General features: G+C 60.0%; 13 protein-coding genes. 3 read left to right on the top strand and 10 right to left on the bottom strand.

Annotation, left to right across the window (positions count from 1 at the left end; all coding sequences use genetic code 11):
* Positions 1-19: 19 nt before the first annotated feature.
* From J2Y83_RS12855 to J2Y83_RS12835, 5 genes are all read right to left on the bottom strand, one after another.
* On the bottom strand, positions 20-1,099 hold the full coding sequence (locus J2Y83_RS12855; RefSeq protein WP_017845708.1) for a polyamine ABC transporter substrate-binding protein: 1,080 nt from the start codon (positions 1,097-1,099) through the stop codon (positions 20-22).
* A gap of 60 nt (positions 1,100-1,159) precedes the next feature.
* Complete coding sequence (locus J2Y83_RS12850) at positions 1,160-1,501, bottom strand: cupin domain-containing protein (RefSeq protein ID WP_046383344.1); 342 nt, start codon at positions 1,499-1,501, stop codon at positions 1,160-1,162.
* 26 nt (positions 1,502-1,527) lie between these two features.
* On the bottom strand, positions 1,528-2,934 hold the full coding sequence (locus J2Y83_RS12845; protein WP_253395704.1) for an NAD(P)/FAD-dependent oxidoreductase: 1,407 nt from the start codon (positions 2,932-2,934) through the stop codon (positions 1,528-1,530).
* A 168-nt stretch (positions 2,935-3,102) separates the two neighbouring features.
* Positions 3,103-3,531, bottom strand: a complete 429-nt coding sequence (locus J2Y83_RS12840; RefSeq protein WP_253395703.1) for a hypothetical protein — start codon at positions 3,529-3,531, stop codon at positions 3,103-3,105.
* An 82-nt stretch (positions 3,532-3,613) separates the two neighbouring features.
* Entirely contained in the window at positions 3,614-4,441 is an 828-nt protein-coding gene (locus J2Y83_RS12835; RefSeq protein ID WP_253395702.1) for a helix-turn-helix transcriptional regulator, read from the bottom strand.
* 257 nt (positions 4,442-4,698) lie between these two features.
* Between J2Y83_RS12835 and J2Y83_RS12830 the strand changes: the two genes are divergently transcribed.
* Positions 4,699-4,971, top strand: coding sequence for a DUF1652 domain-containing protein (locus J2Y83_RS12830; protein WP_017845703.1), 273 nt, complete (start codon positions 4,699-4,701; stop codon positions 4,969-4,971).
* Between the two features lie 92 nt (positions 4,972-5,063).
* Here the strand turns inward: J2Y83_RS12830 and J2Y83_RS12825 are convergent, their stop codons facing one another.
* Complete coding sequence (locus J2Y83_RS12825) at positions 5,064-7,508, bottom strand: UvrD-helicase domain-containing protein (RefSeq protein WP_253395701.1); 2,445 nt, start codon at positions 7,506-7,508, stop codon at positions 5,064-5,066.
* Between the two features lie 219 nt (positions 7,509-7,727).
* On the opposite strand from J2Y83_RS12825, the gene J2Y83_RS12820 reads away from it, so the two are divergent.
* A complete protein-coding gene (locus tag J2Y83_RS12820) occupies positions 7,728-8,423 on the top strand; it encodes a pirin family protein (protein ID WP_253395699.1) in 696 nt (231 codons plus the stop codon).
* A gap of 55 nt (positions 8,424-8,478) precedes the next feature.
* Here J2Y83_RS12820 and pgm read toward each other — a convergent pair whose 3' ends face one another.
* The 4 genes from pgm to J2Y83_RS12800 form a co-directional block, all read right to left on the bottom strand.
* Positions 8,479-10,125 (bottom strand): phosphoglucomutase (alpha-D-glucose-1,6-bisphosphate-dependent), encoded by a 1,647-nt coding sequence (pgm, locus tag J2Y83_RS12815; RefSeq protein WP_253395697.1) that lies wholly within the window; start codon positions 10,123-10,125, stop codon positions 8,479-8,481.
* 104 nt (positions 10,126-10,229) lie between these two features.
* Positions 10,230-11,636, bottom strand: coding sequence for a PLP-dependent aminotransferase family protein (locus J2Y83_RS12810; RefSeq protein WP_253395695.1), 1,407 nt, complete (start codon positions 11,634-11,636; stop codon positions 10,230-10,232).
* Positions 11,637-11,672: 36 nt separating this feature from the next.
* Entirely contained in the window at positions 11,673-13,109 is a 1,437-nt protein-coding gene (locus tag J2Y83_RS12805) for a hypothetical protein (RefSeq protein WP_253395694.1), read from the bottom strand.
* Between the two features lie 705 nt (positions 13,110-13,814).
* Positions 13,815-14,837 carry a zinc-dependent alcohol dehydrogenase family protein gene (locus J2Y83_RS12800; RefSeq protein WP_253395693.1) on the bottom strand — a complete coding sequence of 341 codons (1,023 nt, stop codon included), beginning with the start codon at positions 14,835-14,837 and terminating at the stop codon, positions 13,815-13,817.
* Between the two features lie 269 nt (positions 14,838-15,106).
* On the opposite strand from J2Y83_RS12800, the gene J2Y83_RS12795 reads away from it, so the two are divergent.
* A complete protein-coding gene (locus J2Y83_RS12795; RefSeq protein ID WP_253395692.1) occupies positions 15,107-16,021 on the top strand; it encodes a LysR substrate-binding domain-containing protein in 915 nt (304 codons plus the stop codon).
* Positions 16,022-16,040: the final 19 nt, after the last annotated feature.

Genomic DNA, 16,040 nt, shown 5'->3' with positions numbered 1-16,040 from the left:
CCTCTCCCACATCAGTTCTTCAGCGCCCGGTACGAATGGTGTTCCACACCCGCGTGCGAACCCGGTCGATATTCAGCGGCATCGCTTCCAGCGCGAACAACTTGCCCATCATTTCCGCGCTTGGGTAGATCTTGGTATCGGCCTTGATTGCCGGGTCCACCAGGCTGTCCGCCGCACTGTTGCCGTTGGCGTAATGAACGGAGTTGGTGATGTCGGCCATCACTTGGGGCTCCAGCAAGTAATTCATGAAGGCATACCCGGCCTTTTCGTCCGGGGCGTCGGCGGGCATGGCCACCATGTCGAACCAGATCGCGGCACCTTCCTTGGGGATCTGATAGCCGATGTTCACGCCATTCTTGGCTTCCTTGGCGCGGCTTTCGGCTTGCAGCACGTCGCCGGAGAAACCGACGGCCACGCAGATGTCGCCATTGGCCAGGTCACCGGTGTATTTCGAGGAATGAAAGTACGCCACGTAGGGGCGAACTTTCATCAGCAGCGCCTCGGCTTTCTTGTAGTCCTCAGGCTTCTTGCTGTGGGGTGGCAGCCCCAGGTAATTCAGAGCGATCGGCAACAATTCCGGGCCATTGTCGAGGATGGCCACCCCGCATTTGCTGAGCTTTTGCATGTATTCGGGCTTGAAGATCAGGTCCCAGGAATTCACAGGCGCGTTATCGCCCAGCACCGCCTTGACCTTGTCGACGTTGTAGCCGATGCCGGTGCTGCCCCACAGGTACGGGAAGCCGTGGGCGTTGCCCGGGTCGTTGTTTTCCAGGGCCTTGAGCAGCACCGGGTTGAGGTTCTTCCAGTTGGGCAATTGGCTCTTGTCGAGCTTCTTCAGGGCGCCGCCCTGGATCTGCCGCGCCATGAAGTGGTTGGAGGGGAACACCACGTCATAGCCGGAGTTACCGGTCATCAACTTGCCATCGAGGGTTTCGTTGCTGTCGTACACGTCGTAGCTGAAACCGATGCCGGTTTGTTTCTGGAAGTTCTTCGTGGTGTCCGGCGCAATGTAGCTCGACCAGTTGTAGATCTTCACCGTCTCGGCGGCCTGACTGATAGCGGCCACCAACATCAAGGGCAACAGGGCAATGGCTTTCATGGTTCGATTTCCTGGCGGTTTTAGGGCTGTTTTTATGGCAGGCGATCAAGGATCAAAGCGTTACAGGATCAATACATAGGTCTTGCGCACGGTTTCCTGGATATCCCAGGTTCCGCTGCTGTTGGCCGGCAACATCAGTGCATCGCCAGCTTGTAGGTGGACGATTTCACCGTCGTCAGGGGTGAAAGTGCAGCGGCCCTGGATAAAGTGGCAAAACTCCTGGGCTTTGATCTGTCGACGCCAGCGGCCAGGGGTACAGGCCCAGATACCGGTTTCGACGCCGTCGCTGCGCTCGACGCTCAAGGTCGACGCCACGGCGATCGGCTCGCCCAGGGGCACGGCGACCGGTGACGAATCCGGCAGGTGGGCATTCAGCGCGTCTTTGAATTGAGTGATGCTCATGGGGCTACCTGTGTGAGTGGAACGGCTCAGTGCATGAAACTTTCCATGAACCCGGCCACGCCGATCGCCAACTTGCGGCGCCAGGGCGCGGTATTGGGGTTGGCCAATACCTGGTCCTCATGGACAAAACTGCGAATGATCGCGTTGTAGCCCAGCCAGCGGCACGGCTCCGGCTCCCAGGCCTTGAGCGCCTCCAGGCCACGCTCGCGGATCACCCAGGGTTGATGGGTCAACGGCGTCTCCTGGCCCAGGATCAGGTCGGCCAGGGTGCGGCCGCCCAGGTTGGTGGCACCGACGCCCTCCCCGCCGTAGCCGCCGGACAGCGCGATGCCGGTGGCGTGATGGCAGAGCATGTGCGGCCGGAACTGGCGCGACATGCCGAGGTTGCCGCCCCAGGAGTGGGTAATCCGCACGTTTTTCAACTGTGGGAACAGCTCGCCGAACAGGTAACGACGCAGCGCCACTTCGCTGTCGGTCAAATCGAAGTCGTGGCGCAATTTGCCGGCAAACTGATAACCGCCACGGGCGCCGAACACCAGACGGTTGTCGGCCGAGCGCTGGCCATAGGTGACCTGGCGACTGCTTTCGCCGAAGGCCTGGCCATGCCTCAGGCCGATGTCGTCCCAGGTGCTGGCGGGCAATGGCTCGGTAGCGACGATCAGGCTTTGCACCGGCAGTTGGTAGCGACCCAACGGCGCCAAGGTGGTCGCGTAACCCTCGACGGCCGGCACTACCCAGGCGGCACGCACGCCGGCCTTTGCAGTGCGCAGGCGGCCGGACTGCCAATGGGTAACGGGGGAATTTTCGTAGATCTTGACGCCCATGCGTTCCACCACCCGCGCCAGGCCGCGGACCAGCTTGGCTGGGTTGATCGTCGCCACATGGGGCGCATAAACCGCGCCAAAGGGCTTGGCGATTCGCAGTTGCTCAGCCAGTTGTTGCGGGTTCAGCCAGCGGTAGTCGGCCTCGGTGAGGCCTTGGGCGTAGAGCTTGTCCAGATAAAGGCGCAGGCTGCTTTCCTGCTCGGGGTAACGCGCGGCGCAGTACAGGGCGCCGCCCTTGCGGTAGTCGCAGTCGATGCCTTCGCGGGCCAGCACCTGCGCCACTTCGTCGGGAATGCCGTGCAGCAGGTCAAACGAAGCACGCCGCTGCTCGGGCGTGAGGCCGGCGAGTAAACGGTCTTCCCCCAACAGGTTGCCCATCAACCAGCCGCCATTGCGCCCGGACGCGCCGAAACCGGCGGTTTGCGCCTCGATGATGGCAATGTTCAGCTCGGGCGCCTGGCGTTTGAGGTAATACGCGGTCCACAGACCGGTGTAACCGGCGCCGATGATGGCCACGTTGACGTCCAGGTCGTGCTCCAGAGACGGCCGCGCCAGCAGCGGGTCGTCCAACTGGTCCATCCATAAACTGATAGTGCGCCATGCCGGCATGCCAGGTTCCCCTACCTCGTTTCGATAGGCTGGATCCTAGAGCGGGATGTCAGGGGCTGTCTTGCGCGCGTGCACGCAGGGAAATGTTGGCGCAACCTGCTGCCCCGTCAACGCCAAATGATTAGCGCTAACCGACGCGAGCAGAGGCTGCGGGGCCGACTATTTATCTCACCCCTTGAAGGCGTATTGGACGTTTACGATAGTCGTTCGACCGTCAACACTGAGCTCACAACTCACGTCCCCGAATAACCGTTTAAGAGGGATGCTCCTGGTGAGCGATACCTTGCCTGTGTGAGCGGGATAGCTGTTACCGGTTTGATGGTCGACGTAAATAACATCTTTAACACTCTCCCCGCCCACCTGGTATGTACCCGTCGAAATGGTGGGCGGTGTGAGTTGCACTTGAACCGCTTCGAATTTATCCGGGTTCTCGTCAACGGTTCGGGCACCGAAAAACCTCAGCGCACCGTCTTGCTCATCCATATACACACGGTCCGCTTGAAAGGTGTGACCCGTTCCGTCGATGTTAATGATTCCGTCCATGCGGCCTTCACTCTCTGGACCGTTCGGGTGGGCGGATTTATTGTGCTTAGACATAGCGGCACTCCAACTGAAAGAAAAGATGCCTGGGCATTACACTACGAATCCGCGAATGAAAAACCTGTCGAACATGACAGGTTTAACCCACATCTTTTTTATTGCCAGTTGATCTAGCCGACTCGCCCTCAAAGCGCACTTTAATGTAAGCCTTCGGCGTCAGGCCGGTGTGCTGGCGAAAAGCGCTATAAAACGCCGATAACGAATTGAACCCCGCCGCATAGGCCAAGTCGTCCACGCGTATGGGCGGCCTGGCTTTATCCAGCGCAGCCAGCAAATGCACGAGCCGAGCCTGATTGACATAGCGATAGAAGGTTTGCCCGAGGACTTGATTGAGCAAGTAGGAAATCTGATTGCGACTGTAACCGCACTCCTTGGCAACCCGTTGCAGGTCCAACTCCGGGTCCAGGTAGGGTTGTTGCTGCTGGAAGTAGTGCTGCAGGTCGTTGGCCATATGCCCCAGTTGCTGGGGCGACAGGCCCAGGCGGCTGACGCTCGGGCGCGTGGTTTGGGGGCTGTGCTCATGCACCAGTGACGCATATTCGTTGACCCGCCAGATCAGCCCGTCGCGCACGGTGATGGCCTCACTGGTACGGAACGACACCAGGCCCTGCCCGCCGCGCAGGGTGATGCGGTACTGGATGAACGCGGTGTCGCCATCGGCGCGAATGCGGTCCATGTGCTCGATGGCCTCGTCGGGCCCGCGCGGCATGCTGGCTTGCAGGTACTCGCGCAGCTCGGCGTAGCCGACGACGCGGTTCTGGAAGAAGTCGTGGTACTGGATGTGCGGATGGTAGTAAGACATCACGCCATCCAGGTCGCGATGACGCCAGCACAGGTGGTGGCGCGTCACTAGCTCGCGCGTGGCGTGGGTGTGCTGGCAATCATCGTCCGCGGCGGTGTGGGGCATGCATGGCTCTACGACGGGTAAAAGGTGGAGGTTGCCGAATTTCAGCGCTGCCATCAATGGCCGACGGCAACTTCTGACTAATGGCCTTTTGCCAAGCCTTTAGCAAGACATGACACACGTCAAGCTATAGGAAAAGAACCGCCGAACGGGGTGAAAAAACTGCCCTTGCATTTATGAACGAATGCTATTTTTACACTCTCACTCGCTGTGACCGGTGACGGTCATGGCCCCCTGCCGCGAGCTAAAGGAAGCGCTCAATGAACAAGGTGGGCAACATGAACAAAGTGACATTCCCCAACGCCTGCCAGCTGATGCGCTGGCATTTCCATCCCATGGGCTTCGAAGGGAGCATGGACGCTCCCGGCAGTATGGTCGCGCGTCTGTTCGACCGCGCCAGCGGCGAGACGCTGATCGCCATCGCTGGCATCCCCTGCGCCACCGTGATGAATGCTACCGATGTAGAGCGCATCATCGAAGCGGTGGAAGCGGAGCTGGAGTGTTTTGTGCCGCCGCATTTGTTAAGGGCTTGAACACGACCAGCGGTGCGCCAGTCGAGCGGTCTATCGACTGATGCACCGCTATTGCGGGCAAGCCCCTTCATAGGGCCTGTGCCAGGCAGTGCTTAGCGCTGATCGTCAAAAAACGCTTTCTTGGCGTCTACCCGTTCCGATGCCTTCGGTACATTCACAGCCTGGCCCTCGGGCTTTTCCACATACCAGTAGCAATGGCTTATGGCGCGGGTAATGCCGACATAGGCCAGGCGCAGCACTTCGTCTTTTTGCGCGTTGTCATACGGTTCAGTGTCGCCAGCCTTGCCCAGGCCCGCCATCCGGTACACCTGGTTCTTGTAAGGCGAACGGGTGACATGCTGGCAATCCCCAAGCAGGAAAACCGCATCCGCCTGCAGGCCTTTGGCGCTGTGATAGGTCAGTTGTTTCAGCCTGCGCACTGCCGGCGGCAAGCTAGAATCAACATTAATAACTGATTGAATATGCTCTTTAATCAATAACTTATCGCTACTTTTTCGATAAAGCATTAACACCGAATCGCCCTTTTCATAGTGTTCCTGCAGTCGACGACCCAGCGCCGCATCGTCGCGTTCCAACACCGTAACGGGCACCAACGCCTTGGGTGCGCCGCAGGCCTTGGCCTTCTTGCCGGGGATCGCCGGCGCTGCGCGCACAATGTGTTCGGCGGCATCGATGATGTGCTGATGGCTGCGGTAGTTCTCGCCGAGCATGACGCGGGTGGTACTCGGTGACGCAAATTCCTTGTTGAACTCCATGAAATACTTCGGCGAACTGCCGCGCCAGCCATAGATCGACTGCCAGTCATCCCCCACGCACAGCAGTGACGAATGCTGGGCGCCGCGCCCTACATGCATCGCAGGCCCACGGCTGCGGATTTCACGCAGACTGGCGCGCAGCCAGGACACAATCTGCGGCGAGACGTCCTGGAACTCATCGATCATCAGGTGTGACAACGGCCGCAACAGGGGGTCGCTGAGCAACTTGAGGTTTTCCGGGGTGTTTTCGCCAAATAGCGAGAACATGCGGTTGTAGGTCATGATCGGCGGCGACTGGTCGAGCAGATGGTCTTCCAGGGCTTTCCAGAAAATGCTCAGGGCCTCGAAGAAGTAGCGGTCCGGATCGTCCTTGGCGAAGCTCATCTGGCCCACGGCGCCGGGCACATCCAGACCGAGATTCTCGATGAAGCCCGCGGCCATGACAAAGCAGTCCAGCAACGGCGCCGACGCCAGCTCGCCTTTGACCTTGTAATCGAACCCCGGCCCTGCGCTGGCGTCACCGGCCAGGCTGCTCAAAAGACGCTTAGATGACTCATAACTATCCAACCATATCAAAGGCTTACGACAGAATGCTTGAAACAAGGTGCGCTTTACCGCCCATTCCGCACGTACCGACAGCTTGGCATTGGGGCGGCTGACCTGGGCGTTTTCCCGTGAATCGAAGCCCAGCACGACCCAGGCATCCAGCTCGGGAATATAGCCATGGCAATGAAACTGCGCGCCATTGATCTCCACGGTCTGGCGACTCGGCTCAATCCCCTTGATGGGCCAGGCACCCGCACGAAACCACAGGTCTTCAAGCACGTCACACAGTTCTTCATCGCGCTTGGCGGCCAGTTCCGTCACCGCCATGCGCTTCTGCACGTCCGGGTGATCACGCTCCAGCTCCTTGAGCTGCATGCCATGGCGCGCCAGCGGTGCAATCAGTTCGCGAAAGCGCGCATGCTGGCCGTGCAGCCGGTGGTAGCAGGCGTTCATCTGCTGGCGCTGTGCCTCATTGAGGCGCAGGTCGAACGGGTTGCTGTCCGCATCCTCGAAACCTGCGCCGAGGTTCTCGAACGCCTGCAACCGCTCGAAGCCCGGTAGGCTGCGCACCATCGGCAGGATACGCGAGTGAAAGGTCCGAACTACGGTCTGGGCTTGTTTGATATCAATGGGTTGCCCCCACAAGCTAAGTATTTCCATTAGCTTGTTGATGAAGTCCTTGCGCGACTCACGGGTGAACGTCACCACGGTCATCGAGCTCAGCTCGAAGCCCAGGTAATGGGTAAGCAGCAGGATACGCAACACCAGCGAGGTGGATTTGCCCGCGCCAGCACCGGCTATCACTGAAGTCGACGGCGTGTCGCTGAAGATCATCTTCCATTGCGCGGCGCTGGGCTGGGCGTGGGCCGGCAGCAAGCGCGCCACATCGGCTTTGATACGCTTTTTCAGATCGGCCGTCAGCGGCAGCCGCCAATCATCGAACAGGCTGTCATCCACCCCAGGCGCACGGTGCTCTTGCGGGCGAAAGTCGCGAATCAGCAGGACTTGCCGGCCTTCCTCGATGCCGTCGGCCTTGCCCTCGCGATAGCCGTACTCAACGCCCGCCTCGTGCCCACTGCGAAAACCATCGGCCTGCCCATGCAGCCAGGAGAACCGGTGCTGCGCGCGCAAGCGGGTCAGACCATGCCCGAACAATCGGGCGGCGAGCCGCTTCAACCACGGCATTTCGGCCAGGGGGCGCAATTCAGGGGGCAGATCAGGCTGTTGTTGCGGCACGCGGACTCCTGCGATGAGCTGGGTGTTGACGAGTGCGCCATGGTCGCCGGAATCGCCGCGCAGTTCCAGCCAATTGCTTTGCCGTCATGCAGTTAGGCGATGAAGTGAAAGTCAAAGCGCCCGAAACAAATCCAATAAATCGATAGGAATAAGGCAATTTTTACGCTTTTTATCGATCATGCGCTGTTAGATGATGAGTGCCATCAACGGGAGACGATCATGCTCGAATTACGACCTTTCACCGCCCTGGGCGGCGCCCATCATGGCTGGCTTGACGCCCATCATCACTTTTCATTCGCCGAGTACCACGACCCCAAGCGCATGCACTGGGGCAACCTGCGGGTCTGGAACGATGACATCATCGCGCCCGGCACCGGGTTTCCCCAGCACCCGCACCGCGACATGGAAATCATCACGTATGTGCGCGAAGGCGCCATCAGCCACGCCGACAACCTCGGTAACAAGGGCCGCACCGAGGCGGGTGACGTGCAGGTCATGAGCGCCGGCACCGGGATTGCCCACAGCGAATACAACCTGGAAGCCATCCCCAGCAAGATTTTCCAGATCTGGATCATCCCCAGCGAGGCCGGCCTGCCGCCGTCGTGGGGCGCCAAGCCGTTTCCGAAAGGTGACCGCGAGGGCTTTGTGACACTGGCCAGTGGCAAGGCCGGTGACAGCGAGAGCCTGCGCATTCGTGCGGATGCGCGCCTGGTAGCCGCCAACCTGAAAGCCGGGGAAAGTGCCGAATACCGCCTGGACAGCGGGCGTCGTGCTTATCTGGTGCCGGCGACGGGAGTGATTGAGGTCAATGGCTTGCTCGCGCACGCTCGAGACGGTGTCGCGGTGGAAGATGAACAACTGCTGCGCGTGACCGCGATAGAAGACAGCGAGATCGTGCTGGTCGACCTGGCCTGATGTCGAGGCGAGATGTAGGAGCGGGCTTACCCGCTCCTACATTGACGCAGGTGTATCAGTTAGCGCTGATTGCACCGTCTACCAATACCTGCGCTTCTTCTACCAACTGCTTGAGGTGATCTTCACCGATGAAGCTCTCGGCGTAGATCTTGTAGATATCCTCGGTGCCCGATGGCCGCGCGGCGAACCAGCCGTTTTCAGTCATGACTTTCAAGCCGCCGATCGCCTGGTTATTGCCCGGCGCATGGCTGAGGATCTGCTGGATGCGCTCCCCGGCCAGTTCGGTGGATGTCACCTGTTCCGGCGACAGCTTGCCCAACAGGGCCTTCTGCGCCGGAGTGGCCTTGGCGTCGACGCGAATGGCGAACGGTTCGCCCAAGGCGTCGGTCAGGCCACGGTAGATCTGGCTTGGGTCCTGGCCTTTGCGCGAGGTCATTTCTGCCGCGAGCAACGCCGGGATCAAACCGTCCTTGTCGGTACTCCACACGGTGCCGTCCTTGCGCAGGAACGAGGCGCCAGCGCTTTCTTCACCGCCAAAACCCAGCGAACCGTCGAACAGGCCGTCGGCAAACCACTTGAAGCCGACCGGCACTTCGTACAGGCGCCGCCCAATACGCGCCGCGACGCGATCGATCAAGCCGCTGCTGACCACGGTCTTGCCCACGGCCGCATCGGCGCGCCAGTCGGGACGGTTCTGGAACAGGTAGTCGATGGACACCGCCAGGTAATTGTTCGGCGCCAACAGGCCGCCGGACGGGGTGACAATGCCGTGGCGATCGTGGTCCGGGTCGCAGGCGAAGGCCACGTCAAAACGTTCCTTGAGGCCGATCAACCCTTGCATCGCGTAGCTGGACGATGGGTCCATGCGAATCTGACCATCCCAGTCGACGCTCATGAAACGGAAAGTAGGATCGACCTCGGTGTTGACCACGTCCAGGTTCAAACGATAGTGCTCGGCAATCGCCGACCAGTAGCGCACCCCTGCTCCGCCCAGTGGATCGACGCCCAGGCGCAGGTCGGCGCTGCGAATCGCGTCCATGTCGATCACATTGATCAGGTCGGCCACATAGCGGTTGAGGTAATCATGGCGATGGGTGGTATCGGCCTTGAGCGCCTGGGCGTGAGTGATGCGTTTAACCCCAGCCAGTCGATTGGCCAGCAGTTCGTTGGCCTTGGCCTCGATCCACTTGGTGACGTGGGTATCGGCCGGGCCGCCATTGGGTGGGTTGTACTTGTAGCCACCGCTTTGTGGCGGGTTATGCGACGGTGTGATGACAATGCCGTCGGCCAGGCCGCTGGTGCGACCGCGGTTATAGCAGATGATGGCGTGGGAAATGGCCGGGGTTGGCGTGTATTCATCGCCCTCGGCGAGCATCACATGCACACCATTGGCCGCCAGCACTTCCAGCGCGCTGGCTCCTGCGGGCGTCGACAACGCATGGGTGTCGAGGCCGACAAACAACGGCCCGTCGATGCCTTGGGCTTCGCGGTACAGGCAGATGGCCTGGCTGATGGCGAGCACATGCCATTCGTTGAAGCTCAGTTCGAACGAGCTGCCACGGTGCCCGGAAGTCCCAAAGGCGACACGCTGGGTGGAGATCGCTGCATCAGGCTGGCCGGTGTAATAGGCCGTGACCAGTCGCGGGATATCTACCAGCAACTGGGCTGGCGCCGGTTTGCCCGCAAAAGGACTGATTGTCATGCATAAACCTCGGAAAGAAGGATTCGGAAAAAATGACAGTTTACTGAGAGTTGGACTACCGCGCGATGTTATCGATCCCACGCCAACAAGAGATTTTTCACACGCTAGGCGGTCTGCGCCTGCAGCAAGGCTTGCGCCAGCGCATCCAATGCCGCGTCCAGGTTCGGGTGCCCGTTGAACGCGTGGCTCAGCCGTAGCTGCTGATGATGCAGGCCACTGAGGCTGAATAACTCCCCCGGAGCAATCACCACCTGCTGCGCCAGCATGCGCTGGAACACCTGGCGCATGTCCACCGGTGCCGACGAGTGCAACCAGAAACTCGCCCCGGCCAGCGGCATACGGTAAGTCACCCGCCCTGCCAGGCGCTGATCCAGGCGCTGGCTCATGGCTTCGGCCTGCTCGCGCAGGCGCTGGCGCAGCGTCTGCAGGTGCTGATCCAGCCGCCCGCTTTGATACAGGTGGGCAATCGCGCGCTGGCGGATCGACGACAGTCGAAATGAACGCAGCAGAAACTGTCGCTGCAGTTCACTGCTCAGGTGGCGTGACAGCACGTAACCGAACGGCGCTTCCGGGCCGAGTACTTTTTCGAACGACGAGAACACGATCAGCCGTTCCGGGCTGACCAGGTTGCGCAGCGCCGTATGGTTCTGCGCAAAGCCCAACTCGCCAAAGGTGTCATTCTCCAGCAGCCAGCAGCCATATTCTTCCAGCAACTGTGCCACCCGCAGGCGCTCATGGTTGAGCATGGCGCTGCCCGAAGGCATGCCTACCAGCGATGACAGCAGCACCAGGTGGACGGCTTCATGGCGCAGCAGGTGCTCGAACCTCGCCAGATCCAGACGGCCGTCGACCTGCCAGGGCAACTCAATGACGCGCACGCCGACAGCCTGCAATAGGCGCAGTATTAACCAGTCGCAGGGAGACTCGACCATCACCGTGGCGCCCCGGAGCCCCAGCACATCAATGAGAATTTCCAATACGCCGCGCAGATCAGCACCGATATAGACGTCATCGGCCTGCCAGCAGCGGGTCGGCGATGAGGTGTAACGCGCCGCCAACGCCGTGCGCAGCTCCCACACGCCGCAAGGCTGCGACCAGGGTTGCAACTGACGTGGGTGCCGGCGCACCAGTTGGCGTTCGAGCATCAGCAAGGCGCCGTCCAGCGCACCCAGCAGCGCCGGTTCATCACCGCTGAGTACGACCATTCCGGGCCGCCGCGCCGCCGTGTACAAGCGCTCCAGCAGATCGGCACCTGCCGCCATCTGCGGATTGGCGGCCACGGGCCAGGCGAAATAGCCCGATTTGGCTACCGAATACACCCGTCCTTCCTTTTCCAGCAGCGAGTACGCGTATTGAATCGTCGAGATCGACACGTTCAAGCGCGTCGATAACTGGCGCAAAGAGGGCAGTTTGACGGGCATGTCCAGGCTGACTTCGTTGATCAAGTTGATCATGTAGCGGTACACCGCCTGATAGGCGAAATCCGTCTGCCGTTCACCTCGCAGGTTCATGGCTGCCCACCTGGACACACATCCTGGCGCACCCGACTAGCGCCCGAACAACTGAAACGCACGCGCCTCGGCGTTGGTCAGCAGGCGTGCGGCGCGGCGCTTGCGCGCGTCGGCGCCACGCTCAACCTCCAGCGGGCGCTTGCGGTAGAGGTGCTGGAGCAATGACAGCGGCAAGCCGCTGGCGTCGATTGCCCACTGGTGCAGCATCTCGGTAGCCGGCTTGCCCTGGAGCGCCTTGTGCAGCTCGGGGAGCACCACCAGCATGCCGGGATGGCATTGACGCAGGTAACCCTCCAACCGCTCACCATGATGGATAAAGGGCGAAAACAGCAGACAGGTCAACGGGCCCTCCTCCAGGCCAAAGAACGCTTGGGCGTAGGTAGTCGACAGCGCGCGCCCGTCCTCACTGCCCGCCCCTGCGATCAGATGTTCAGGAATTTGCTGGCGGCACATGTAGTCCATTGCTTGCCTTACAAAACCCGCCACGCCGTCCTCGTAGGACAGTTCGCGCAGGCACTCGGCCTGCAACCCCCGCAGGTGAGCCATCAGTAACGGGTTGGGGTAAGCAGGATGGCTGAACTGAAAACCAAATGGGTCGGGTACATAGCCCAGGAAGTCAGTGAGCAGAGGGGTCGAAGCAACATCTACGTTGTTAAGCAGGTCGGCGATGCCTATATAGGACAAATGGCGATGCCCACCCCGGCCAGGACTCTCATGTGCAACGTATTGCTCGCCATAGAGGCTTTGATAACAGCCGTTACTCCATTCCTCCATACGTGCGAACAACCCGGTGAGCGACGCCGGCTTACCGGGCGGAGTGTTGATGCCGGCCGCTTGGGCCGCGCTTTTCAACCACGCCAGGTACTGGCTCTGCTTGCGTGGCGAGTCACCGCTGACCAACGCATGCACACCACCGTTCCAGGAGGTGACACGCTGGTAGAAATCCCCCAGGGACAGGTAGGTATCGGTACACAGCGTCGCACGAATATCCCCGGAGGTGAGGTGCCCCACCATCAACATATTGCGCTGGCTGACCTCTCTGCCTGCGCTTGAGGCCGCGCGCAGGTGGTTGAACGGCTGCACTTCCTGGTTTTCCACCATCAGCAACTCAACCCGCGGATCGTCATGGAAAAACAGTGTGCTATAGCCGCGCTGGAGGCTGTCCAGCGTGGCCTGGGTCATGCCGACATGCCGTAAAGTCGCCACGCGCAGGTGAAAGGTCCTGGGCGCACGGCCGGCGATGGTCAGTTGCGCCGCACGCAGCAGCGCCAGGGTGTAGCTGCTGACCTCGCCGCCCCCATGGGCAACCAACACTTTGTAATTACCTATTTGTTCCATGCCGCCGGCAGCGACGACAATTCGCTGGATCAATAGTTGAAGTGCGGTACGTTCGGCGCGCGTAAAGTGCCCGACCAAACGTTGCAGAACTTGCTGATAAACATAGTTCATGGCTTGTTCGTGAGTTGCGCTCATAGTTCTACTACCTGAGTTGAAATATCAGTTCCAAGTAACTGCCGAGATTATTTGCTCGACCCATTAGATGCGTAGGAATGTCGTTCACCGCTCAAGGGTGACGATAAATAAACCTTAGCACGCTGTAACAAATCGACAGGGAACGCCAATTGTGTACCCTTCGCGCCGTCTCTCCTCGAGACCCTTGCGCCAGGGCACCCAGGCAACCCTAGGAACGTTCCGACAACGTCCTACACCGATTTGAGCGGGAAACTAAGGATGCATCCGACATAAAGGAAAGATCCAATTTAAGGAATTAAACTTCAATAAATTGGAATTATCTTTCCCTGCGCCATCACCCTGTCGTCCAGGTATGCATCGCGATAATTTAATTTCATATGTATCAGGCCGAAAAATCAGACATTCAATCATTGCTCAATCCTTGAGATGACAGTGAAGGCTCGATTATCGGCACTGGCATAATGATTAACAGATACAGAACGCCGCAAGAAACCAGTTCAGATGGCAATTGAGCGAGCCGTTGATTACGCACACACAGAGATGCCGCGCTGGAATTCAGCGCGGCATCGGGGGCAAACCTCGTATTTTGCGGGGCCTGGCGCCCTAACGGCGGCTTAAACCCTGCGTGGGTTAAGCCCTGACAAATGGCGCATTTGCCCCACCCGTTCAGACGCCTGAGTATTCATTTGCGAATACTCCTACAGCTCAAACAGCCTCAACCTGCAATGCGACGCGCTCGCGGCACGGGCATTCGTCCATGTAACGGTGCGCTTCGACGAACTGGCTGAATGGAAACACTCTGGTTTTCAGCGGGACCAGCACACCATCGGCGGTCAGTTGGTTGATATCGCGCAATGCGCGTTGCAATGCCACTTGGTCCTGGACGATGCCCAGTTCCGGTTTGCCGGTGAAGTTGCCGATGCAATGCACAAAAAACTGAATATTCTTCTGGAACGCCGCACAGGCCGGGAATGGGGTCTGGTTGCCACCTTGCAAGCCATACAGCACCAGGCTGCCACGCGGAGCCAACACATCGCCGAGTAACGACATCTGCGGGCCGCCCAAGCCATCGAACACCACGTCGACGCCGCGGCTGTCGGTGAACTTGTTGATTTGCATGAGCAGGTCCTGCTCTTCGGTGACGATGACCTTTTCCGCCCCGAGGGACAGCAGATACTCGCGCTCCGCGCTGTCCTTGGTCGCCGCGATCACCCGCACGCCCAAGGCCTTGCCCAGTTGCACAAAGGATGGACCGGCGCAGTGGCTGGCGTCGGTCACCAAGGCAAACTGGCCGGGTTTGACCCGCGCCAAGTCCACATACGCAAAATACGCAATCAACAGCGGCGTGTAATGCACGCTGGCTTCGATCGGGCTCAAGACATCCGGATAACGGGTCAACGCCGAACGGGGCAAGACGATCTGTTCGCCATACACCGGGTAATCATTGGGGCTCTCGGCAGGGAAACTGGCGACTTTATCGCCCACTGCCAAGTCATCCACGCCATCGCCCAGGGCCACAACGACCCCCGCCATCTCATGGCCAAGGCCGGACGGCAAACGTGCGTGGGAAGACGCCAGGTTCTGACGCCACAAAATGTCGTACCAACTGATGCCAATTGCCTCGACACGCACCTGCACTTCGCCCGGTGCGGGCTGCGCGGCTGCATGCTCTTCGCACTTGAGCACCTCAGCCGGACCAAACTTGTGAAAACGGATCGTGCGGGACATCGCAAACCTCGTCAAAGTAACCTCTATTGCCCTGAACTCTATCTGGGCTTTCCCGGTAAGACTACCGGTCGCCATTAATAGTCGACATGTCTGTCATTGATTCCGCGACCGAGGAATAGACCTCAACTATCGTAGGAAAACTCAATTAGCCGGTGCAGAGTACCAGCCTTTCCCCGTAAGATTCATGCCGGTCATGCTCCGAGCATGGAGATCATAGGGATCACGTATGGCCGCTCTCGTCTAGTTTACAGACTCATCCAGGACACAAGATGAACCGTAACGACCTGCGTCGTGTCGACCTTAACCTCTTGATCGTATTCGAAACCTTGATGCATGAGCGCAGCGTGACCCGTGCCGCCGAGAAATTGTTCCTCGGCCAGCCGGCCATCAGCGCGGCGTTATCGCGCCTGCGCGGTCTTTTCGATGACCCGCTGTTTGTGCGCACCGGGCGCAGCATGGAGCCATCGGCCCGCGCCGTGGAAATTTTCGCCCTGCTGTCCCCGGCCCTGGACTCGATTTCCACCGCCGTCAGCCGCGCCGCCGAATTCGACCCGGCCACCAGCACCGCCGTGTTCCGCATCGGCCTGTCGGACGACGTCGAGTTCGCCCTGCTCCCCCAATTGCTCAAACGCCTGCGCGCCGAAGCCCCCGGCATCGTGCTCGTAGTACGCCGTGTCAATTACATCCTGATGCCGGGCCTGCTGGCCTCCGGCGAAATTTCCATCGGCGTCAGCTACACCGCCGACCTGCCGGCCAACGCCAAGCGCAAGGTGCTGCGTCGCAGCCTGCCAAAACTGCTACGCGCCGACAGCGTGCCCGGCGCCCTCAGCCTGGACGACTTCTGCGCCCGCCCTCACGCGCTGGTGTCGTTCGCCGGGGACTTGAGCGGGTTTATCGATGAAGAACTCGAAAAGCTCGACCGCAAACGCCACGTAGTGTTGGCCGTGCCACAGTTTAACGGCCTGGGCACCCTGCTTGCGGGGACCGACATCGTCGCCATCGTGCCGGACTACGCCGCCGAGGCCCTGACCGCAGCGGGCGGCTTGCGCGCCGAGGATCCGCCACTGCCGGTGCGCTCGTTCGAGTTGCACATGGCATGGCGGGGCTCGCAGGACAATGATCCGGGTGAGCGTTGGTTGCGGTCGCGGATTCAGATGTTTTTTGGGGATCCCGATAGTTTGTAATGAAGTTCCGGTAGATTCC

This window comes from Pseudomonas marginalis (genome assembly GCF_024169655.1).
Lineage (GTDB): Bacteria > Pseudomonadota > Gammaproteobacteria > Pseudomonadales > Pseudomonadaceae > Aquipseudomonas > Aquipseudomonas paraveronii.
The sequence above is the reverse complement of the archived record's forward strand: the minus strand, read 5'-3'. Positions and strand labels throughout refer to the sequence as shown.